The sequence below is a fragment of the Herbaspirillum frisingense genome, assembly GCF_047325095.1.
GTDB classification, from domain to species: Bacteria; Pseudomonadota; Gammaproteobacteria; order Burkholderiales; family Burkholderiaceae_D; genus Herbaspirillum; species Herbaspirillum frisingense.
Genome location: NZ_CP168558.1, coordinates 3,297,304 through 3,318,050 on the forward strand (window position 1 = coordinate 3,297,304; position 20,747 = coordinate 3,318,050).

Consider the following 20,747-nt stretch of genomic DNA (forward strand, 5'->3'; position numbering starts at 1 on the left):
TTATTGGCGACCGGGAGGCGCCATCATCACGGGAATAGGGGCGAAAACGTCCCCCATTTCGGACTAGGCAAAAGCCCCAGGCTCTGCCTTGGACAGAACGGCGCGTCTCGAAGGCGGTGTGCCGCACGCTTCTTCCGGCATAGGAGACACAGGGCAAAGTCAGATTTGCATGTTGAATGTGATACGTGGCATTTCCACGACATGCTAAACCAGCAACAATGACGAAGGCCTTGCATATTGCCCATCAGACAATATGCAAGGCCTTCGATGAAGATACCCGCAGGATCAGAAGCCCAGGCTCTCCAGCAGATCGTCCACCTGCCCCTGGTTGGCAATGACATCCTTGCCGGCCGGGTCGATCTGGGGGCCATTGAGCAGGCCCGTGTCTTCACGCTTGGTTTCCGAGGGCGAGTAATCGACCAGCAGTTGCACCAGTTGCGACTCCAGGTCGTGTGCCAGCTTGGTGACGCGCTTGATGACCTGACCCGTCAGGTCCTGGAAATCCTGCGCCATCATGATGTCCAGCAGTTGCTGCTTGGTCACGCTGCTGTCTTCGCCAGCCTGCGCCAGGAAGGCCGAGGTGCGGGCACCCAGTTCGCGGTACTGGGCTTCCGAGAAGCTGCCGGCGGTAGCCGCTTCCCACTGCGCCTTGAGCTCGCCGGCACCGTCGTGGATGCGCTCCTGCAAGGGGCTGGCCAGTTCAGTGGCATTGAGCACACGCTGGGCGGCCTGTTCGGTCATGCGGGCCACGTATTCCAGGCGGTCACGCGCGTCGGGCATGTCGCTGGCGGCGCGCTCCAGCAGGCGGTCGAAGCCCAGACCGCGCAAGCTGTCGTGCAGGTTGCGCGTCATGTGGCCGATACGGACCAATACCTCTTCGCTGACCGCGGCACCCTCGGTGGACGCGGTACGGGCGGGATTGAGGCCGCCTTCCACCTCAGCCACCTGCAGCCATCTTTTCGAAGATCTTGCCCAGCTTCTCATCCAGCGTGGCCGCGGTGAAAGGCTTGACCACGTAGCCGTTGGCACCCGCCTGGGCAGCAGCGACGATGTTTTCCTTCTTGGCTTCGGCGGTGACCATCAGCACGGGCAGCTTGGACAGGGCCGGGTCCTTGCGGATTTCCTGCAGCATGGTCAGGCCATCCATGTTGGGCATGTTCCAGTCGGAGACGACGAAATCGAACTGGTCGCTACGCAGCTTTTGCAGCGCCTGCACGCCATCTTCGGCCTCGTCCACATTGGTGTAGCCCAATTCCTTGAGCAGATTGCGCACGATGCGGCGCATGGTCGAGAAATCGTCGACGACTAAGAACTTGGTATTGGGACCCGACATGCTAAGACTCCATCTGAACAATTGAATTCGTGGATAACGGCAAGTGCCTACGCTCACTTGAACCGAATCCTTCTTATCTTCCCAGCTTGAGGTGAACCCTCAGGCTGCCTCTCATATGCAACGCATTGTAGTGCAGCAACAGCAAATTTGGCAGAACAATAAGCGTATCGCGCGGCTTCAAACCCGCAGGGCACGGCTTCCGTGTTCCGCCAGCCACGCCAGTACCCTGCCCGGCATGGCCTGCAGTGAAAGAACCTCATGCGCCGCACCAATGGCGATGGCTTCGCGGGGCATGCCGAAGACCACGCAGGAGGCCTCGTCCTGGGCAAAGTTGTAGGCGCCGGCATTGCGCATTTCCAGCATGCCCTGTGCGCCGTCCTTGCCCATACCGGTCAGGATCACGCCCACGGCGTTCTTGCCGGCGCAGGTCGCAGCCGACTGGAACAGCACATCCACTGACGGCCGGTGGCGGTTCACCGGCGGGCCCTGGTCGAGCTGGGTCATGTAGTTGGCGCCGCTGCGCACCAGCTTCAGGTGGGAATGGCCGGGTGCAATATAGGCGTGCCCCGGGAGCACGCGCTCGTTGCCGGCCGATTCCACCACTGAAATCTTGCACAGGTTGTTCAGGCGCTGAGCGAAGGAACGGGTGAATCCTTCGGGCATATGCTGGGTGATCAGGATGCCGGGGCAGTCGGAAGGCATGCGGATCAGGAATTCCTTGATGGCCTCGGTGCCGCCGGTGGAAGCACCGATGATGATCAGCTTTTCGCTACTGGTGAGCGGATTGCGGATCTGCGGCAAGGCCTCGCCGGGGGTGGCAGCCTGCTCGGCCGCACGTGACGGGCGAGCGCGCACGCGGGCCTTGGCGGCGGCGCGGATCTTGTCGGCGATCATGTCGGCATATTCCTGCATGCCGCTCTGGATGGAGATCTTGGGCTTGGTGACGAAATCGATGGCGCCCAGTTCCAGCGCCCGCAGGGTGATTTCGGAACCACGCTCGGTCAGCGAAGACACCATCACCACCGGCATGGGGCGCAGGCGCATCAGCTTTTCTAGGAAATCCAGGCCGTCCATGCGCGGCATTTCCACGTCCAGCGTCAGCACGTCCGGGTTGGTCTGCTTGATCAGCTCGCGGGCGATGATCGGGTCGGGCGCCACGCCCACCACTTCCATGTCCGGCTGGCTGCCGATGATTTCGCGCATGACACTGCGAATCAGTGCGGAGTCGTCGACGATAAGAACTTTAATTTTCATCACTCAATCACTCTAATTTCGGAATCACCCTGCTGACTGATCATGGCCGTCAGAACAGGTCCACCTCGCCGCCCACCGGCTTGGTGACCAGCTTGCTGGCGTAGGCTTTTTCGCGGTCCACCAGGGTATTGTTGTGCATCTGTTTCAGCTTTTTCACCAGCACCTTGCCGGTACGGGGGAAGAAATACACCTTGCGGGGATAGATATCGTTCAGGTCCTCGGCCACCACACGGATGTTTTCTGCCTTGAGGTAGCGCCGTACGAATTCGGCATTGCGCTCGCCCACGTTGATGGCCGAAAAGCCGCGTAGCACGTTGCCGCCGCCGAATACCTTGGCTTCCAGGTTTTCGCGCCGGGCCCCGGCCTTGAGCACTTCGTTGATCAGCACTTCCATGGCATAGGTGCCATAACGGGCCGAGGCCGAGATCGGACTGCCATCGTCACCCCCCCCGTCGGGCAACATGAAATGGTTCATGCCACCAATGCCGGAGACACGATCCCGGATACAGGCCGAGACGCAGGAGCCCAGCACGGTGACGATCATCATGTCCTTGCCGGTGAAGTAATACTCGCCCGGCAGGATCTTGGCGGCGTCGCAATCGAAGGTGCGGTCGTAGTAGAGATTGGTGGCAATCTGCTCGGACGCCTGACTCATGGCTTGGTCCTTGCGCCACGCTGCGTTGCGTTGAGTTCATAGACCGTCTTGCCTTTGAGCTTGAGGGCATCGGAGACATACAGGAAGTTCTCCGAATGGCCGGCGAACAGCAAGGCATGAGGCTTCATCAATGGAACGAATCGGGACAGGATCTTGCTCTGGGTAGGTTTATCGAAATAGATCATCACGTTGCGACAGAAGATCACATCGAACTGACCGTTGATGGGCCAGCCATCGGCCAGCAGGTTCAGTTGCTTGAAGGTGATCAGCTTGCGCAATTCCGGGCGCACGCGCACGTAACCCTCATGGTTACCCTTGCCGCGCAGGAAAAACTTCTTGACCCGTTCGGGCGACATCTTTTCGATGCGCTCCATGGGATAGACGCCATTGGCGCCGGTGGCCAGGACATTGGTATCGATGTCGGTGGCCACGATCTGCACCGGTGGCGTCATCGAGCCATAGGCCTCGCAGGCGGTCATGGCGATGGTATAGGGCTCTTCCCCGGTAGAAGCCGCCGAGCACCAGATGGTGGCCGGCTCCTTCAGGGTCTTGAGGAAATCCGCCAGGATGGGGAAATGGTGAGCCTCGCGGAAGAACGAGGTCAGGTTGGTGGTCAGGGCGTTGGTGAAGGCTTCCCACTCGTCGGAGTCGTGGGTGCGTTCGAGCATGTCGAGATACTGCTGGAAGGAAGTGATGCCGGTGGCCCGAAGGCGCCGCGCCAGGCGGCTGTACACCATCTCCTGCTTGCTGTCGGCCAGGGCGATCCCGGCCCGCTGGTAGATCAGGCCACGCACGCGCTCGAAATCACGGCTATTGAAATCGAACTCCTTGCCGGATGATTCGCCCTTGCTTGGCACCGTAGGCTTCACTGTCTTTCCTTCCCTCGCGCAGCCCGCTCGCAGGCCGGCCACTTGCTGTCTATCGCCCGTCCCATGCGGGCGAGCGTCCCCTCGTCGAATAATCTAACAGGCGCCGGACGGGGTCAAGCGAATCAGCCTCGGAAATGAAATGGTTTTACCCCCCTATTGCGACAAGTCAATCCGACACGGGCATGCATACCCTTCTCAAACCTTGGAAATCCTCACCGGCCTTGCCCCGCGCGGGGCGGCCGACGCCCGTACTGCAGTGGACGGCGCCGGGGTGGCAGACGTAGTAGTCGAGACCACCGGTACCGCCGCAGGCGCAGCCGCATGGCTGGACCGATAGCCGACCCGGAAGCCGCCCCAGTGCTTGCCATTGACATAGATCGGCACCGACAGGTCGTGCATCACCTCACCGGTATCGCGCTTGTAGGTCTGCAGCAGGAAAGGCTTGGTATTGGCCCCGCAGCGCTTGCCGGTGCGGTCACTGAAGATGCGCTTGGTACGATTGTTGACCAGGTCGACATCATAATTACCAGTCAACGGCTGGGAAAACTTCTTGTTGTGAGTAGGAAAGTAGCCGTTGTTGTCCACCGCACCGGCATAGGCCAGTTGCGGCATGCGCTCCAGCAGCGCCTCTTGCAGTGCGGGCAATACGCGGTCGGTAAAGCCGTCGAACTGGCTGGAGTGTTTTTGCGGCGAGGTATTGGCAATCGGCTTGTAAGTGCGATCGAAGAGCGCCGTCTCGGCAATCTGCCCGGCGCGGATCGCCTTTTCGAACAGGCTCCCCACCGCCTGCGCGGCTTCTGAGGCGGCCTCGCGGATCTCATCATGACCGCTGCGCGCACCGCCATCGACGATGGCCTCGAATACCGCCTCCGCCCGCTCTGACAGCAGCATCGCCGACGCCGCCACGCGGGGCAGCTCACCGTCGGTCTGCAGCATGCCGTTGCGGATGTCGGTGATGGCCTCGGCGATTTCCTGGGTCGTCTGGACATGTTCGCGCGAGGCCACAGCGATTTCCTCGATCTGCTCCTGCGACTGGCTGGAAGAACGCTCGATGCTGTTGAGCAGCGTATGCACCTTCTCCACGTTCTGGGCCGCCTCCAGCACCTTGCTGCTCAGCGAGTTCATCCCCGAGGCCGCCCGCTCGGCCTCTTCAGTGATGGCGCGCACCATGACGCCGATGTCGTCGGTGGCTTCCTTGGTGCGCTGGGCCAGTTGCCGCACCTCCCCTGCCACCACCGCAAACCCGCGCCCCTGCTCGCCGGCGCGCGCGGCCTCGATGGCCGCGTTCAATGCCAGCAGATTGGTACGGGCGGCGATTTCACTGATGACCTCGGTAATGCCATGGATGCGGCGCGACTTTTCCTGCAGCTGCGCCATCATCGACGATGCCGACAGGGCGTCGGTGCGCGCCTGCCCGATCTGCTGCAGGCCGCGATCGACCTCTGCCCGGCCGCTGACGCTCTCGGCACGCACTTCGGCGGCGATCGCCGAGGCGCGCTCGGCATTGGCGGCAATCTGCTCGGTGGTGGCCGCATTCTGCTCGGCGCTGGCAGCAATCCGATCGGCCGCTCCCACGTCCTTGCTGATCTTGTTCTTGATGGTATCGACGAAGAACGAGGTTTCAGCTGCACCGATCATGATGTGATCAATTTCGCCGCTGATCCTGTCGACCATCGCATCGCCACGAGGCTGCCCACGGCCGCGCGCCAGCGCAAAACCGACCAGGCCCAGCAGCACGGCCACGCAACTGACCAAAGGTGCCGCCAGCCAGCGCCCTGCCCCCATGGCATCCAACGCCAGCGCCGCACCGCCACCGAGTACCAGCCCGGCCAACCAGGGCAATGCCCCCTCCCAGGCCTGCGACGCCACCCCGGCGCCGGCCGCCCGCGCACTTTTGTTCTTCGCCATCGATGTCTCCTTGCGGGTAGCCCCGCTTCTTTTATTTCCGCCCTGGGCAGAGTTGGCTGCGGACGAAACATGACGCAACACGCCGCATTGTCCCGAGGCTATAGCGCAGAGCTTACGTATAACTGAATAAAACTGCACATGGGCAAGTATTTTTTCACAGCATGGGAATGTATGCAGTGTCCCGGATTGCGGCAAAACGCCCCTCACCTCATGCAGCCCTGGACAGCTTATAATGGCGGCTTTATAGGATAGGGGGGTATGGTATATGGCACACCTGAAGCAAGACAAGGATGCCCTGCTCAACCGTGTGCGACGCATCGGCGGCCAGGTCCAGGCCCTGGAACGTGCACTGGAAGGTGACGCCGAGTGTGGCCGCACCCTGCACCTGGCCGCCGCCATCCGCGGCGCGGTGCACGGCCTGATGGACGAATTGATCGAAGCCCACGCGCGCGAACATGTGGCCCGCCCCGGGCTGACCGACGAGGAACGCAAGCAGGGACTGGAAGAAGTCCTGGAAGCCATCCGCCGCTACGCCAAATAAGGAAACGACATGCCAAGCACCTCCCCCTTGCGCCATGACCACGTCTATCTTGGCGCCAACCACGACCGCAATACCCGCCGCACCCTGTGGGTGGTCGCCCTCACCGCCGTGATGATGGTGGCCGAAATCGCTGCAGGCTACCTGACCGGATCGATGGCACTGCTGGCCGACGGCTTTCACATGGCGACCCACACCGGTGCGCTGGCCATTGCCGCCGGCGCCTATGTATTCGCCCGCCGCCATGCCCATGATGGGCGCTTCAGCTTCGGCACCGGCAAGGTCGGCGACCTGGCGGGCTTCGCCTCCGCGCTGGTACTGGCGGTGATTGCCATCGGCATCGGCGGCGAATCCCTGTGGCGCCTGGCCAGCCCGAGTGCGGTCGATTTCAGCGAAGCCATCCCGATCGCCGTGGTCGGACTGATCGTCAATATCGCCAGCGCCTGGCTGCTGATGGATGGGCATCATGGGCATCATGGGGATCACGACCATCACGGTCATCCGGGTCATCACGATCATGATCACGGGCATGCGCATGAACACCATGCCCATCCTCAGGACGGGCATGGACACGGCCACCATCACCATGGACACGACAACAATCTGCGCTCGGCCTATCTGCACGTCGTGGCCGACGCCCTGACCTCGGTGCTGGCCATTGCTGCCTTGCTGGCTGGTCGCTATCTGGGCTGGACCTGGCTGGATCCCTTGATGGGGGTGGTGGGTGCCGTGGTCATTGCACGCTGGTCGTATAGCCTGCTGCGCTCCAGTGCGGCGGTGCTGCTCGACGTGACCGACGCCCAGGTCGCTGCCCGCATAGAGCAGGTGCTGGCCGGCGCGGAGGTGCAGATCGACGACCTGCATGTCTGGCGCATTGGACCGACTGCGCGGGCGGCAATTGTGAGCGTATCCGCCGCGAAGGCGGCTTCTGAAGACCTGCTTCGTCAGAAATTATCGGAAGTGGACGGCCTGCGACATCTCACGCTGGAATTGCGACTGCGCTGATACCGGCGTGGTGAGCCCTCCCCCCCTACACACAGAAATGAAAAACAGCGGCCTAGGCCGTAATGCCGTTCAGTTAAGCTTGTTACCAGCCCGAAAGCTTGCTCAGACTTTGTTTGCGCCATCGCTGGCCGTTCGTCCTGAGTAGCGGCGTAGCCGCGTATCGAAGGCGCGCCACAAGCTGAGCAGCGCCCCTTCGACAGGCTCAGGACAGGCTTCGATACGGCCCTCAAGGGCCTACTCAGTCCGAACGGTTTCAAATGGCGGGAAGAGAACTAGGGAAGAGAAACAAGCAAAATCGCCGCGCCAAAGTCATCTGGCGCGGCGATTTTTTCTTAACTGAACGGCATTAGCGGCGTAGGCCGCTGTTTTCGCGTTATGTGCCGCTTTTCTTACACCTATATGCAGCATTCGGCATCAATCAGCGCCAGCCGCGATGCCAGCCATAGTGCGGATGATGCCAGCCCCAGCCGTAATAGGAGTGGTATTCCCAGACCCAGCCGGGTCCGGGCGAAGCGTAGGTCGGCTGCACGTAGACCACACCCGGGGGCGCAACGTAGGTCGGCTGTGCCACGTAGGCGGGCCGTACGGTGGGTGGTGCGACCACGCAGCCGCTCAGGGCCGTGACCACGGCCACGGCCGGAATCAATAGTAGGGATTTCATGCTTGCGCTCCTGATCTTGTTTGGCGGAATGTGCCGGCATGGAAACGCCGGAGGCCACGTCATGGCGTGGTTATCCGGATAACGAGATAGCTCGGGCGCAGGCGGACGTGAAATTGTATGGATGTGTAACCTGACACGCAGATTCACTTAGTTCTGCAGATGCTCAGCCATCCTCAATGCCAGCGCCACGATGCTCAACGTGGGATTGGCATGACCATTGGTAGGAAATACCGAGGAGCTCAGCACCAGCAGGTTCTCGACGCCATGCAGGCGGCAATCGGAATCGACCACGCTATCTTGTGCGGACAAGCCCATGCGCGTGCTACCGATGTGATGCCCGCCCACCGGCAAGGCTCGTGAAACCTGCTCACGCAGCTCGCCAATGTCGAAATCAAGGCGGCAGTTGCGGGTCGTCTCAAGCAGGGATTGCATGGACAGGAAGGACTGGATGCCCGATTCAATATCCTGTGCAGTCAGGCGCCATTTCACGTCGACCCTGCGCATTCCGTAACGGTCGGTCGCGTCCAGGAGGCTAATCCGGTTGTCCGCGTCGCACACCTGTTCACTGTTGAATTCCAGCGGGTAGGTGCCGTTGCGGTTGGGAATGAGCGTGTAAGGCAACTTGCGCTTGGCCAGCTTGCGCTTGACTACCATATCGTATGCAAAACCAAACACCGAGCCGGCATCGACGATCACATTGCGCAAGTGCGCCAGGCGACGCGGATCACGGATTGCATCCTGGCTGCCGTGATTGAGGATGTCCTGGTGCTCGGTCGGCAAAACCGACTTGGCAAGATAGATCGCAGAGAGCACGCCACTACCGTGGTCAGGGTCGGCATAGGGCGGGAAATGCAGCCGCAGCGTCGAATTGAGCAGGCCCAGCCGGTTCTGCAATTCGGGAGTGAACTGCAGCTTGCGCCGGGCATAGATACCGTCCTGCGTTTTCTGGAAACTGAACCGTGGACGCTCGTCCTTGAGACGCAATTGTCCAAAAATCAGGTCGAAGTGACAGGCGTAATATCGGCCCAGGCTGGCGTCGAATCGCTGCCAGGCCGGAACATTCTCACGTGTACAAAGCAATAGCCGGGTTGCCTCGATGGCACCGCCAGCCAAGACGATCTGGCCGGCACGCACCTGCGTCTCACGCTGCCCGTCATGCAGCACCACGGACTCGATTCGCGCGCCATCCGTGCTGACCACCAGACGGGTGCAGCGAGCGCGCAGCAAGACCTTCACGCGATCAGATGCCTTTAGTTCTTCAGCAAACTTCGCCGCAAAATCGGTCGGCAGGCTATAGCGTTCTATGTATTCCGTCAGATCCCGCGCAAGCACCGGTAGCTCTGAAAACATCGGACCGTTGCCCCCGGCCAGGCTGGCAGGCGAAAAATCCGCCGCGCCGGCATCACAGTACTGCATGGCCTCGGGCAGGAAAGCCGCGTACTCTTCATGACTGATCGGCCAACCGCTCAACGGCACATGCGGACGCCGGGCGAAATCGACTGGATCAAGCGGGACGCACCGCCCGCCCCAGAGATGCGTGGTCCCCCCAAAGCGCTGACGACGATACTCGGTCGTGGCCGGATGTGGAGCGTGCGCACTTCCCTGATAGGCATCGTCGTCGGTCTGGCTTTCACTCCAGTCGCCACCGTCGACCAACAACACCCGTTGCCCCTTGCGTGCCAAAGCAACAGCAAGACTGATGCCACCGGGACCGCTGCCGACAATGCACACCGGATAATCCTGAAGACTTGCGCCCTCGCAATCGGAGAGATATTGAATCAATCTGTCTCCCCCTCACGCTTCCTGGCGACCATGCGAAGCGAAAAGCTGCTCAAGCTTTCCTACTTCAGTGCCCAGGTGATGTTTTTGTCTGACTGCCTGCGCGCCATGCCGCCCCATTTCCTGCAGACGTTCCACCGAGGCTCCCGTGACCTGATCGATGGCAGACACAAGCTCCTCGACCGAACCAGGTGCGACGACCCATCCATTGACGCCATCCTCCACCAGTTCCGCAATACCGGCGATGCGGGTACTGATGACCGGGCGCGACAATGCCAGCGCCTCCATCACCACCACGGGCAGGCCCTCGGCAAAACTGGGCAGCACGAGCGCACGGCTGCGCTCGATTTCCTCGCGGACCTCTGCGCTGCTCTTCCAGCCGAGGATGCGAATGACCTTGGACAGCGGACCGCCAGCGATGGCCTTCTCGATAAAGGGACGCAGCGGACCGTCGCCCACCAGTACCAGCTCGCAAGGCTTACCGGCGTTGACATGACGAGTCACAGCTTCGATCAGCAAGGGCACGCCCTTCTCCGCACACAGGCGCCCCACGAAGACCAGCCGCGGCACCTCGGGGATGGGCAGCGCCGGAGCATTCTCGAATGCCGGACCAACGCCACAGCGCACTACGTTCAGGCGCGGCCATGCATTGACCTCGGAGAACAGCATGCACTGGCTCTTGCAGAAGTTCGTAATGGCCGCTGTGAAGGCCGAGCGCTGCACCTTCTCTCCCAATGCCCACGCGACAGGGTGGAAAAAGATGCCTGGTCCATGAACCGTCATGCTGTACGGAATACCCGACAGCATCGACGCATACATGGCTACCGTCGCCGAATTTTCGGCAATGTGGTTATGCAGTATCTGTACCTTCTGCTCACTCAGGCGACGCGCCAGATAGCATGCCTCGATCAGGTACAGCACGTGTAGCAACGCCGGTCGCACACCCGCGGCCCGCGTGCGGCGCGCCAGTTTCAGCACCTCCAGCACGCGCCCCGGCGCTTGCACCAGCGTCGCAAATGTGGCGGCCAGCAAACGTGGCAAGCCATTTTCCAGGATGTAATCGGTATTGGCCTGCTCACTTTTCACATCGGCGCTGACGGCGGCATCACCTGCCTCGCGCCGGATCGAAAACGTCAGCACCTCGTGGCCGCGTCGACGCAGTTCCAGGACCTCATTGCGGATAAACGTATCACTGGCGCGCGCATATACGCTGGTCAGGTAGGCAATTTTCATATTGTCTTTGCAAAGTCGGTGGAAGATTGCTTCATTCCGTGCAATCGAATTCTGCTGGCATTGGTCATTTGCTCACTCGTGCGGATCCAATGCCTTGGCTCAACGCCCATTGCGCCGACTCCGCAAGGCTCTGGGAATACGTGCGCGGGGCGAACTTCAACTGAGTGTGAGCGTGCTCCACATCGATACGCAGAGCCTGCTGCCAGAGGCGCAGGAAAGAGGGCGACAAGGCCACGGGCAAACGCTGCGAATCCGCCCCGGCCTTGTCTGTCAAACGCTGCAGGACACGGATCAGTGCTGTTCCCACGCTGGCATCCAGCTTCAGCTGCAAAGTACGGATGGACTTGACCGGAGCGACGCCGATGGCCTTGCCAAGGTCGATGAAATAGCGATTCCACTGGGGGCTGTCGGCACCTGCCAGATTAAAAATCGCCGGCCCCTCGATAGCAGACTCATGGCGCAGGGCCAAAAGCACAGCCGAGCAGACATCATCCACGTGGACCAGATTGGACCAGCCCTCGCCTGCCGGACCAAGATCTCCGACCCGCCCGGCCGCCAGCAGGCGCGCAATCTGTCGCACCCACATGTCGCTGCCAGGACCATGGATACAACCCGGACGCAGCATGATCACCCTCTGGCCGGCCGCGGCATAAGCCGCCATATGTTCTTCAGCCTCGCACTTGGCCCGTGCGTACCAGCTGGCACCGGGATCGAGCGACGCATCTTCCCGGAGCTGCCCCTCCTGACGGCCATATACCGCCATCGAACTCATATGCACGATCCGCGGGCGCGATGTCTCCAAGGCCGCTTCAACCAGTAATCTGGCGCCACGGGAGATCGAATCGCCTTTACCTGCAACACTATTGACTACCGCATCGATATCAGCCAAGGCCCGGCGCAGACTATTGGAGTCGAGGGTATCGACCTGGCGGAACTCCAGGCCTACAGGCAGATTGGCCGGCGGACGGCGACCCGCCAGGACCGGAGTGGCCCACCCGCTTTCACGCAGTTGCGCGACCAGGCGCTGTCCAACAAACCCGGTTGCTCCGAGCACAAGAACTCTCACATAGGCTCCAGTTACAGGTCTCAAAAAAGATAAACATGCATTTCAGCAAAAGGCCGGATACAGCTGCAGCACCTGCGCCAACACCCGCTCGCTCTGCTATGCCGGCTTTACCACATCCATCGCCAGATTCCAGGAGGCGAAGAACGCCGCAATCCTTGTGCCAATCGCCATGCCAAATCGGCCGGCAAGACGTTTTTTGCGCTGCATCATGCATTCTTGCCAATATTACACGGCCGACAATATGTGAGCAATACGAGACGCAACGAGAAAATATCGCAAGGCCGTAGGCGAAACCGCGCCCTCACACGGAACCAGAAAATACCCGGCGTGCGCGTCGAAAAATCGCCGACTAGACCGGCGCTGTGGCCGGTACGGACGGGGGTGGCAGCTTGCGCTTCATGAACGTGGACAAAGGTTTTTCTACGCACCGATGAATGAAATAGGCAAATGCGATCATACCCACGCAAATGAGCGGCAGCAGCAGCCATTTATTCAGTTTTTCGCCTACCAGATTGAAGATCACCAAGCCCACGTTCAAATGGATCAGGTACAGCGGATAGGAAAGGCTGCCCAGCCGGGTCGCCAGCTTGGCGTAGCGAGGCGACGAAGATCGCCGCAAGATGACGCCAATAAAAAGAACATAGAATCCGATACAGATCCCAGCGACCATTTCGCCGTTAAAAGCGAGTTTATTGTAGTGAGCAGCACGCACTGCCAGATCAGCGACTTCGAAATGGACTCCGACCGGCACAGTCACCACCAACATTCCTGCTCTGAACCAGGAAAATCCGAGTTTCGACAGCCGATAAAAGAGGCAGCCTGCAATGAAGAAACTCGCATAATTGGTAATCAGGTACTTGTCCAGGAGCGGTATTCTGTAGAACGCCTGGAATACGCAGATGAGCAACCAGCCGGCCAACAGATATTCGATCTTCGGCATCTTGCGAAGCAGCAGCACGCAGAGCACGAGCAGATAGAACTTCAGTTCTACCAGAAGAGTCCAGTACACGCCATCAACGTACCCGATACCGAAGAATCCGTTGAACATGGTGAGATTGAAGAGGTATCGCGGAACAGTCAGGGTAAAGATGTGATTGATGAAGAAGTAAGTGAGCACGAAACTGACCGTGCAACAAAACCAGTACGCGGGATAGAGCCTGAGCAGGCGAGACCGCAGGAATGACAAGGCCGTCCCGCCCTCGGCAGTCATCAGGATGACGAACCCTGAAATCATGAAGAAGAGATTGACCGCCAGATAATTGTATTTGACCAGATTGGCGGCATCGCCGTAGAAAACGGGAGAATAGATGTCCCCATCGGCGAATCCCCGGACGAGGTAGTGCAGAAGCATCACACTGACCGCCGCCAGGAATCTTAGGACGTCTATGTCATGGAATCGCCGGTGAACCGGGTGGCGGGTGTCAGGGTGTATGTGCATGGTTATCGCGTTTTCTGTTAAAAGTCATAACAAAAGCGATAACTCAGACTTAACTTTGCGCTGCGCGTTCCGGGGAAAATGCTGCAAAGCAGTAAAGGCACAGCGTGGGACGACCAGACTGCATCTTTCCGATGGAAAGAATCTGGCGCGAGGAAGGATTATTCATAAGCCGCCCCATTTGCATGGAACGTGCTTTCTCAACAACTACGGGGATTGGGTATGTCGCTGCCAGAAGTGTTGGCGATCAAAAACCGTTTCAGATGATTAGCCCGGCATCAACGTAACAATTGTCCGAATCATTCATGAGCTACTGCCGAGCCCAAGCCAGAAAGCAAAACGGCACTGACATTAGAAGTTCTAATATCAGTGCCGTTTATCCGTATAACTTGCGTCATACGTTTTAGTTCTGTTGGTCGGGACGGTGTGATTCGAACACACGACCCCTTGCACCCCATGCAAGTACGCTACCAGGCTGCGCTACGCCCCGACTGAAGAAAAAGATTATAGCAGCAATTGTGTTTTTAATTCAACTGTTTCTGCAAAACATTTTCTGTTTTGCTTTCAACCAGAATTCAACCCCTGCAATTTACCTGCCTCCGAAGAACTCATTGAGGAGGAAATTCTGCAAGCCCTTGGTATCTTCCTGCCGCGCCGATAATGTCACCACCCTACCCAACTTCTGCGAATCGAAATTGAAGTCACCCGTGTAGTACTTACGGATCAGGGCAATCATGCTATCGACTACGGCAAGCTGCACGTTCCCGCCAAAGCCCGCGTCCACTTCGATCAACTGGTTCTGGCTGCGACGCTGATCAGTGGTCCAGCCACGGAAACTGTATTGCGCCACGCGCGGCCCCATGCTGATGATCTGGAACACACCGTTGGTGCCGCGCCCGCGTCTATCCTGGAAGGCGATATTGGCGCGGGCGATGTCGTTGGCAGAAGGATTTTCAGCCGCGCGGGCAGCCGCGTTTTCCTGTGCAGCCTCTTGCTCGGCAGCTTCGCGCTTCTGGCGATTACGGTTTGTAAAGGTCATGAAATCATCCGCAGGCGCCGCCTGGGCAGGGGCCGGGGATGCGCTCGACGGCGCCGGTGTAACGGGCAGCGAGCGCTGCGGACTAGCCTGACGCGCTGCCTGGGCTGCATGCGGACGAGTCGCTGGCTTGGTTACGGGTTTCCTGGGCAGAGGCGGCTGCTTCTTTGGGGGTTCCGGCGCGGGCTTGGGCGGCTCCGGCTGCGCGACGGGTGCCGGTGTAGGTGGACGAATGAGACTGACCTGCAGGGGGGCATCGGGTCGCCCCGGTTGATCGAACCTGGGCGGCGGCGTTTCGTTGAGCTTGGCCCGCACGAACAAGAACACCGCCGCATGCACGAGCACGGACGATGCCACACCCAGCACGGTCCGGCGCCGGGAACGGGAGATGTGATCTGCTCGGGTCAACGAAACCAAAAAACTCATACCTTGTGACGGCCAATGCGGACGGCTGCGAGCATCGTCGCCGCTCTCGGACATGGGAAGCTCCATGCGCTTGGACCCGGATCAGCCTTGCCGCACCCTGTTATCGATAAAGGCAACATTCTAGCTGCTTTTGCGCGACCGCCAACCTGCCGATCAGACTCCCTTAGGAGATCAGATCAATATCTCAGCGCCACCGGCCATGGCGCCCCCAACCGCTGCTATAGCCGAAGTAGATGGATGAAGAGGGATAACTGTAAGACGGATAAGCAGGATACGCAGGGTAGGCATAATAGGGAGAGTACGCCGGCTGGACCGGATAGACCGCAGTTCCGCCATAGGGTGAAACCGGAACGGCTACGCAACCACCTAGCAGCACGGCCGCAGGCAATGCAGCCAGATAAAGACGGGCCTTCATGATTTTCACTCCTCCGGCGCAAGGGGCCAATAAGAAACTATCGGTCATCTCTACTTAACCGGCTACCGACCTTACCTTTTGTTACTCACTTCATATCCAGGTCCCGCTAACCAAATTTATCTTCAGCGCTTGTCGCTACTGCCTATACCCCGGGAAGCATAGCGCAGCGGCATCGTACTTATATAATGATGCGTTACATGCAGCGCCACGGCGGTGCTGCCCACACAACAAAGACGAGACCTTGCCAATGTGCTCTGCGCCACGCCGCGCGCAGGCCGGAACCTGCCCATCATGAATTCAGCCCAGACCTCCTCCCGCCCTCCAGTCGTCGTCATCGCCCCCGACTCTTTCAAAGGCTCTCTTTCGGCTGAAGATGTCGCAGCCGCCATCGGCGCCGGCATCCAGGCCGCGTTACCTGATGCGCAGATCCGGTTATGCCCTATCGCCGATGGTGGCGAAGGCACGCTCGACGCACTGATGCATGCGGGTGGCGATCGCTTCACCATCGATTGCCGCAATGCCGCCGGTCAGCAGGCCCGGGCACCAGTGGGCATCCTCAAAGATGGCAGCGCGGTGATCGAGTCCGCGGCCATCGTGGGCTTGACCGATAGTGCCGGCACGGCCGTTCCCGTGGACCAGCGCTGCACCCTGGGCGTGGGCGACGCCATCAAACAACTGCTGGATCGCGGCGCGCGCCGCTTCCTGGTCGCGCTGGGCGGGAGTAGCACCAATGACGGCGGTGCAGGACTGTTGGCAGGATTGGGAATGGTATTCCTGGACGCTGATGGAGAAATCGTCCCGCCCCTCCCCGAGCAACTCCATCGCATCGCCAGGGTGGACACTTCCGCACTCGACCCGCGCATCGGGGAAACGCACATCGTCGCAATGTCTGACGTCGACAATCCCTTATGCGGCGAAGAAGGCGCTACAGCGGTCTTCGGCCCACAAAAAGGCGTCGTACCCGAGCAGGTCGAACAGCTCGATCGCAAGCTGGCTCATTTTTCCAGCGTGCTGGAAGCAGCCCTGGGTCACGGCGCCGCCGACAAGCCGGGCGCCGGCGCAGCCGGCGGGCTGGGCTATGCACTGCTGATGCTGGGAGCACAATTCCGCTCAGGCGCGGAAACCGTAGCCGACCATATCGGGCTGGATGACGCACTGGCAGGGGCTGACTGGCTGATCACCGGCGAAGGCCGCAGCGACGCCCAGACCTTGCACGGTAAAGCCCCGTTCATTGCCAGCCAGCGAGCGCGCCGAGCGGGAGTGCCGACTACCCTGCTCTCAGGCGGGATTGATCGCAGCGCGCTACCCAAACTCCAGCAGAGCTTCTCGGGCTGTTTCTCCATTACTTTCGGCCCGGTGCAACTAGAGGACGCGATTGCACAAGCCCCGGGCTTATTGCGCGACAGCGGCGAACAACTGGCACGCCTGTGGCAGACCGCAGCAGGCCGCTAGCATTACCCTAGCGCTCCGATACGCAAGCAAGGGCGGCTGCGACCAGAGCGCTGAAGCTCAGGTCGCAGCGTCTTTGCAAGACGCTTTCAGCCAGCGACATGACTAGATGGGCGCCGCGGTTTCCGGCGAAGCCGGGGTGCGGGCACCGCCAAAGCGCGCATTGAGGAACTTCGTCATCGGCTTTTCCAGTAGCAGATAAGACACGCACCCCGCAGCTGTCGAACCCAGCACAGCGAGCACGCAGACGAAGCCATAGGCATGCGGACTGAGCTTGAGCCCGATGATGACCGCAACCGGCATCACGAAGCCGTGGGCCAGATAGGTGGAATAGGATGCATCGCCAAGCAGCGTCACTTTAGCTGCCAGCCCCCTCACCCACTCAACCCGCTCCATCCAGGCTACGCCAAGTACCAACATCGCCGAAGGAATCCCTAACCCGATGAAGCGATCGAGATGCGGGCGGTAGACGAACAAGGCCGCCAGCGCAAACGTCACCAGGACCACCGGCATCCACAACGGCACTTCCCTGCGCTGCATCCACAGTCTGGCCACGACCATGCCGAGCACGAACTCGAAGAGCACCGTACGACCGAAGAAGCGGAACAGCACGCTGTCGACCAGCATCTGGGACACAACAAAAATGATCGCCAGCAAGACAACGGAGGTCTTCAGGCGTGGAAGCCGTAGTGCTATGGCTGTCGCCAGCACAGCGTAGAACAGCATTTCAAAACTGAGCGTCCATCCCGACTCGACCAATGGCAGGATGTCACCGCTGGCCGGCGACACCATCGGGTAGAACAGCAAGGACCCCAACACGTAGAGCAGTGGAAGACCATCCGCGAATGCTTTGGAGCCCAAAATGAGCACGATACCCACCTTGAGCATCGTATAGAACCAGTACAGCGGGACGATGCGTATCAGTCGCCTGCGAAAGAACAGGCTGGCAGTGGCACCGGCATCGGCAGGAGATGGAATCCGTCGCGTCGACAGATACATGACCAGGCCACTGATCACAAAGAAAATATCAACACCCACCCCACCCACTTCGTGCCAGTAGGAAAGCAAGTCTGGCAATCCGCTGCGAGCCCGCAATTCGAGCGCCGCATGTTGCGCTACGACCAGCGCTGCAGCTACGCAGCGCAAAAACTGAACCGTCAGTAAATGATTCCCAGAAGTTGTCAGCATCATTCCCCCCCCCCGCAAGAGACCCGTCAACACGGACGCACGGCTAACTGACCGGCGCACGCACCTGCACTACGCTGCACAGCAAGCAAACGTCAACGAACGGGGGGAGGATGGATAACGGATTCACCGCGCGCCATCCGAAAATAAGAACAGATAGCGAGAAGAAACGTTCTGGCTCGCAAGAATCGCAAAAAACAGGAATTTCCTCAACGCGGATCAAACTTGGCCGCGCAATCCAGCAACTGGCAAATACACCGCCCCAGGCGCACTCGCAATTTCCCTCGAGAAAATATATTTAATGCAATTATTTTCGCATTACAAAATTAATCTTGGTTTACGGAAATATAGATATCAGTCAACAAAATGACTTCATAATCCGCGAAACCACCCCCTTCTTTGGTTTACTATATTTTAGGGGCTCCAGTTTGTCGAATTTTATTTACGCATTGCAGCATGGCAAAAAGATATGCCATAAAAACAACATCCTCGCGCCATATCACCGCATTTTTCTCACCAGTTCCGATGTGCCAAGAACGCGCATGCCAGCCCACGCGAAAAGACACATAAACAAAGGTCCACCCCTCGCTTCCTGGCACTGTTCTGCCTCGCTCCACCGTCAATACATTACAAAGACCTTTTCCTCAGGGAGAAACCAGCCCTTTACATGTTTGCCTTCAAGCAACCGAAAGCGAAGTTTAAGTTGACTCAAAAACAATTAAACAATCCCTCAATTTGTTGTAAAAAAGATAAATTTATTGCCGTACGGATCAGTTCATTTCCGCAGCGCACTACTCATCAGTAGTGCCCGCCGGAAATTATCGAAACCCTTTGCTGGCGCGGGTTTCAGGCCGATTGAAAAATCCGGGAATTTATCCTTTTTCTGCGTATTTTTGTTGCTCATGCGTGAAAGCGAATGTTATAGTTCCGACATCAACGCATGTTTCGTTACAGGTGTCAGGATTTGTCAGAGGAAATTATTCTTTTGGCAATAAATAGATTGACTGCGACGTGGTGTCACAGGGCAATCCAGCATCAAAGTGAGTTGATTTGCTTTTGAATGGAGAGCGCCACGCGCAATCCTCTTCACACAAATAGTCTTGAACTTAAAGGATTGATCCCATGAAAAAACTTCTCGCCGCTTCCGCTGTCGCCCTGGCACTGTCCATGGCCGGCACTGCCGCCCACGCAACCACCTTCGCGCTGGACACCTCTGGCGGTACCGCCAGCTTCAGCTCGCCGAAATACGCCACTTCGGAATCGTTCAACGACAACTATACCTTCACGATCACCAGCCTGACAGACCTGTCGTCGGCTGTCACCGCCACGTTTGTCACCAAGAACGGTGGCGGCCTGTCCACCTATTCCTTGATCAACACCACGACCAACGCCACGATCGCAACCGGTACGTCGACCAGCTCGCCCAATGGCAAGAACACAACCATTACCTTCAGTGTCGATGCCACCAAGCTGACCGCTGGCGCCTACTCCCTGAATGTGACCGGCAAGGGCACCTACGGCGGTAACCTGACCCTGACCTCGTCGGTGCCGGAAGTCTCCACCACCGCCATGATGCTGGGCGGCCTGGCCTTCGTGGGCATGATGGCGTGGCGTCGTCGTCGCAGCGACCAGAAGCTGTCCATGCCCATGGGCATGACTACCGCCTGATCAGCAGCAAGGCAATACGTAGAGAAAACGCCCGAGCAATCGGGCGTTTTCTCATTTGGGAGCGAGAGCGAGCTTCGCGCAGGTCTGAAGCAAAGAAAATGTCGCGTTCCATGCCGGCGGGTCAAAAAAATGGCCCGCATTATCTGCAGGCCAGACTGAAAGAGCCGCAAGCGAGCACAGGATCAGACTTCGTCGATCCTTGCAGCAGCGGAAACCACACGGGCCGGTGCCCCCACCACCGTGGCGCCGGCAGGTACGTCGTGCAACACCACCGACATAGCCCCGATCTTGCACCCATCTCCCAGATGGATGCCACCGAGCACCTGCGCATAGGCGCCGAACTCCACATCATCGCCGATCACCGGAGACGGACCACCGGCATGACGATTGCCGATGGTCACGCCCTGTCGCAAGGTGCAGCCTGCGCCAATGACAGCCTGTTCATTGACGAAGATGTTGCCGAAATGCCAGATACGCAAGCCGGGACCGATCCTGGCGCCACGTGGAAGACTGATACCGAAAGCGGTCTCGGTCAGCCGGAACAGCGGCCAATACAGCGCGTTCTGCAGCTTGCGGGTAAGACCGGGCGGTCTTGCCTCGATACGCCGACCCCAGCGATAGACCCAGATGGCCCAGATCGATTGTTCTTTCAGAAACGGACGGCGCAAGTTATAGCGCTCCAGATCGGCCAGCCAGTCAGGGTCCCGCGACATCTTTTTTCCTCTCAAAATCACTGATTATTCAATCTTCTCTCGGCATCAATCAGCATCAAACGCTATCTTGACGTCTTGTCATTATTTGCGAATAAAAGTTCACTCAATGACAACAAAAA

Annotated in this window: 18 protein-coding genes and 1 tRNA gene; 4 read left to right on the top strand and 15 right to left on the bottom strand. The window is 59.2% G+C overall.

Annotated features, from left to right (window positions below; genetic code table 11):
* Positions 1-285: 285 nt before the first annotated feature.
* The 6 genes from cheZ to ACEOAC_RS15190 all read right to left on the bottom strand — a co-directional run bounded on the left by cheZ (position 286) and on the right by ACEOAC_RS15190 (position 5,953).
* Positions 286-945 carry a protein phosphatase CheZ gene (gene cheZ / locus ACEOAC_RS15165; protein ID WP_006712753.1) on the bottom strand — a complete coding sequence of 220 codons (660 nt, stop codon included), beginning with the start codon at positions 943-945 and terminating at the stop codon, positions 286-288.
* Complete coding sequence (gene cheY, locus ACEOAC_RS15170) at positions 938-1,333, bottom strand: chemotaxis response regulator CheY (RefSeq protein ID WP_006712751.1); 396 nt, start codon at positions 1,331-1,333, stop codon at positions 938-940. The genes cheZ and cheY overlap by 8 nt, the downstream gene beginning before the upstream one ends.
* Before the next feature lie 177 nt (positions 1,334-1,510).
* Positions 1,511-2,587, bottom strand: coding sequence for a protein-glutamate methylesterase/protein-glutamine glutaminase (locus ACEOAC_RS15175; protein ID WP_039876336.1), 1,077 nt, complete (start codon positions 2,585-2,587; stop codon positions 1,511-1,513).
* Positions 2,588-2,636: 49 nt separating this feature from the next.
* A complete protein-coding gene (cheD, locus tag ACEOAC_RS15180) occupies positions 2,637-3,242 on the bottom strand; it encodes a chemoreceptor glutamine deamidase CheD (protein WP_077237032.1) in 606 nt (201 codons plus the stop codon).
* Positions 3,239-4,111 (bottom strand): CheR family methyltransferase, encoded by an 873-nt coding sequence (locus ACEOAC_RS15185; RefSeq protein WP_241812669.1) that lies wholly within the window; start codon positions 4,109-4,111, stop codon positions 3,239-3,241. The genes cheD and ACEOAC_RS15185 overlap by 4 nt, the downstream gene beginning before the upstream one ends.
* Before the next feature lie 195 nt (positions 4,112-4,306).
* A complete protein-coding gene (locus ACEOAC_RS15190; protein WP_413628914.1) occupies positions 4,307-5,953 on the bottom strand; it encodes a methyl-accepting chemotaxis protein in 1,647 nt (548 codons plus the stop codon).
* Between the two features lie 331 nt (positions 5,954-6,284).
* Between ACEOAC_RS15190 and ACEOAC_RS15195 the strand changes: the two genes are divergently transcribed.
* Together ACEOAC_RS15195 and dmeF are read left to right on the top strand one after the other, a co-directional pair.
* On the top strand, positions 6,285-6,560 hold the full coding sequence (locus tag ACEOAC_RS15195) for a metal/formaldehyde-sensitive transcriptional repressor (RefSeq protein WP_006712746.1): 276 nt from the start codon (positions 6,285-6,287) through the stop codon (positions 6,558-6,560).
* 9 nt (positions 6,561-6,569) lie between these two features.
* Positions 6,570-7,562 (top strand): CDF family Co(II)/Ni(II) efflux transporter DmeF, encoded by a 993-nt coding sequence (dmeF, locus tag ACEOAC_RS15200; protein ID WP_413445749.1) that lies wholly within the window; start codon positions 6,570-6,572, stop codon positions 7,560-7,562.
* Positions 7,563-7,980: 418 nt separating this feature from the next.
* Here the strand turns inward: dmeF and ACEOAC_RS15205 are convergent, their stop codons facing one another.
* The 7 genes from ACEOAC_RS15205 to ACEOAC_RS15235 form a co-directional block, all read right to left on the bottom strand.
* Positions 7,981-8,223, bottom strand: coding sequence for a hypothetical protein (locus tag ACEOAC_RS15205; protein WP_039876334.1), 243 nt, complete (start codon positions 8,221-8,223; stop codon positions 7,981-7,983).
* Positions 8,224-8,370: 147 nt separating this feature from the next.
* Positions 8,371-10,005, bottom strand: a complete 1,635-nt coding sequence (locus tag ACEOAC_RS15210) for an FAD-dependent oxidoreductase (RefSeq protein WP_413443358.1) — start codon at positions 10,003-10,005, stop codon at positions 8,371-8,373.
* Positions 10,006-10,017: 12 nt separating this feature from the next.
* On the bottom strand, positions 10,018-11,235 hold the full coding sequence (locus tag ACEOAC_RS15215; protein WP_413443357.1) for a glycosyltransferase: 1,218 nt from the start codon (positions 11,233-11,235) through the stop codon (positions 10,018-10,020).
* A 64-nt stretch (positions 11,236-11,299) separates the two neighbouring features.
* Positions 11,300-12,289 carry an NAD-dependent epimerase/dehydratase family protein gene (locus tag ACEOAC_RS15220; protein ID WP_413443356.1) on the bottom strand — a complete coding sequence of 330 codons (990 nt, stop codon included), beginning with the start codon at positions 12,287-12,289 and terminating at the stop codon, positions 11,300-11,302.
* A gap of 361 nt (positions 12,290-12,650) precedes the next feature.
* A complete protein-coding gene (locus tag ACEOAC_RS15225) occupies positions 12,651-13,739 on the bottom strand; it encodes an acyltransferase family protein (protein ID WP_413443355.1) in 1,089 nt (362 codons plus the stop codon).
* Positions 13,740-14,149: 410 nt separating this feature from the next.
* Positions 14,150-14,226, bottom strand: a tRNA-Pro gene (locus tag ACEOAC_RS15230).
* A 99-nt stretch (positions 14,227-14,325) separates the two neighbouring features.
* Positions 14,326-15,252, bottom strand: a complete 927-nt coding sequence (locus tag ACEOAC_RS15235) for a hypothetical protein (protein ID WP_413443354.1) — start codon at positions 15,250-15,252, stop codon at positions 14,326-14,328.
* 652 nt (positions 15,253-15,904) lie between these two features.
* Here ACEOAC_RS15235 and ACEOAC_RS15240 point away from each other — a divergent pair.
* Entirely contained in the window at positions 15,905-17,065 is a 1,161-nt protein-coding gene (locus ACEOAC_RS15240; RefSeq protein ID WP_413443353.1) for a glycerate kinase, read from the top strand.
* A gap of 102 nt (positions 17,066-17,167) precedes the next feature.
* On the opposite strand, the gene ACEOAC_RS15245 is transcribed toward ACEOAC_RS15240, so the two are convergent.
* Entirely contained in the window at positions 17,168-18,253 is a 1,086-nt protein-coding gene (locus ACEOAC_RS15245) for an acyltransferase family protein (RefSeq protein ID WP_413443352.1), read from the bottom strand.
* Positions 18,254-19,369: 1,116 nt separating this feature from the next.
* Here ACEOAC_RS15245 and ACEOAC_RS15250 point away from each other — a divergent pair.
* Positions 19,370-19,915, top strand: a complete 546-nt coding sequence (locus tag ACEOAC_RS15250; RefSeq protein WP_413443351.1) for an FxDxF family PEP-CTERM protein — start codon at positions 19,370-19,372, stop codon at positions 19,913-19,915.
* A gap of 182 nt (positions 19,916-20,097) precedes the next feature.
* Here ACEOAC_RS15250 and ACEOAC_RS15255 read toward each other — a convergent pair whose 3' ends face one another.
* Positions 20,098-20,628 (bottom strand): serine O-acetyltransferase, encoded by a 531-nt coding sequence (locus ACEOAC_RS15255; RefSeq protein WP_413443350.1) that lies wholly within the window; start codon positions 20,626-20,628, stop codon positions 20,098-20,100.
* Positions 20,629-20,747 lie beyond the last annotated feature (119 nt).

What these genes read in the sequence shown, in the direction of transcription:
- cheY (WP_006712751.1), bottom strand. Translation starts at nt 1,333, where the DNA reads ATGTCGGGTCCCAATACCAAGTTCTTAGTCGTCGACGATTTCTCGACC.
- ACEOAC_RS15175 (WP_039876336.1), bottom strand. Translation starts at nt 2,587, where the DNA reads ATGAAAATTAAAGTTCTTATCGTCGACGACTCCGCACTGATTCGCAGT.
- cheD (WP_077237032.1), bottom strand. Translation starts at nt 3,242, where the DNA reads ATGAGTCAGGCGTCCGAGCAGATTGCCACCAATCTCTACTACGACCGC.
- ACEOAC_RS15195 (WP_006712746.1), top strand. Translation starts at nt 6,285, where the DNA reads ATGGCACACCTGAAGCAAGACAAGGATGCCCTGCTCAACCGTGTGCGA.
- dmeF (WP_413445749.1), top strand. Translation starts at nt 6,570, where the DNA reads ATGCCAAGCACCTCCCCCTTGCGCCATGACCACGTCTATCTTGGCGCC.
- ACEOAC_RS15205 (WP_039876334.1), bottom strand. Translation starts at nt 8,223, where the DNA reads ATGAAATCCCTACTATTGATTCCGGCCGTGGCCGTGGTCACGGCCCTG.
- ACEOAC_RS15215 (WP_413443357.1), bottom strand. Translation starts at nt 11,235, where the DNA reads ATGAAAATTGCCTACCTGACCAGCGTATATGCGCGCGCCAGTGATACG.
- ACEOAC_RS15225 (WP_413443355.1), bottom strand. Translation starts at nt 13,739, where the DNA reads ATGCACATACACCCTGACACCCGCCACCCGGTTCACCGGCGATTCCAT.
- ACEOAC_RS15235 (WP_413443354.1), bottom strand. Translation starts at nt 15,252, where the DNA reads ATGTCCGAGAGCGGCGACGATGCTCGCAGCCGTCCGCATTGGCCGTCA.
- ACEOAC_RS15240 (WP_413443353.1), top strand. Translation starts at nt 15,905, where the DNA reads ATGAATTCAGCCCAGACCTCCTCCCGCCCTCCAGTCGTCGTCATCGCC.
- ACEOAC_RS15245 (WP_413443352.1), bottom strand. Translation starts at nt 18,253, where the DNA reads ATGATGCTGACAACTTCTGGGAATCATTTACTGACGGTTCAGTTTTTG.
- ACEOAC_RS15250 (WP_413443351.1), top strand. Translation starts at nt 19,370, where the DNA reads ATGAAAAAACTTCTCGCCGCTTCCGCTGTCGCCCTGGCACTGTCCATG.
- ACEOAC_RS15255 (WP_413443350.1), bottom strand. Translation starts at nt 20,628, where the DNA reads ATGTCGCGGGACCCTGACTGGCTGGCCGATCTGGAGCGCTATAACTTG.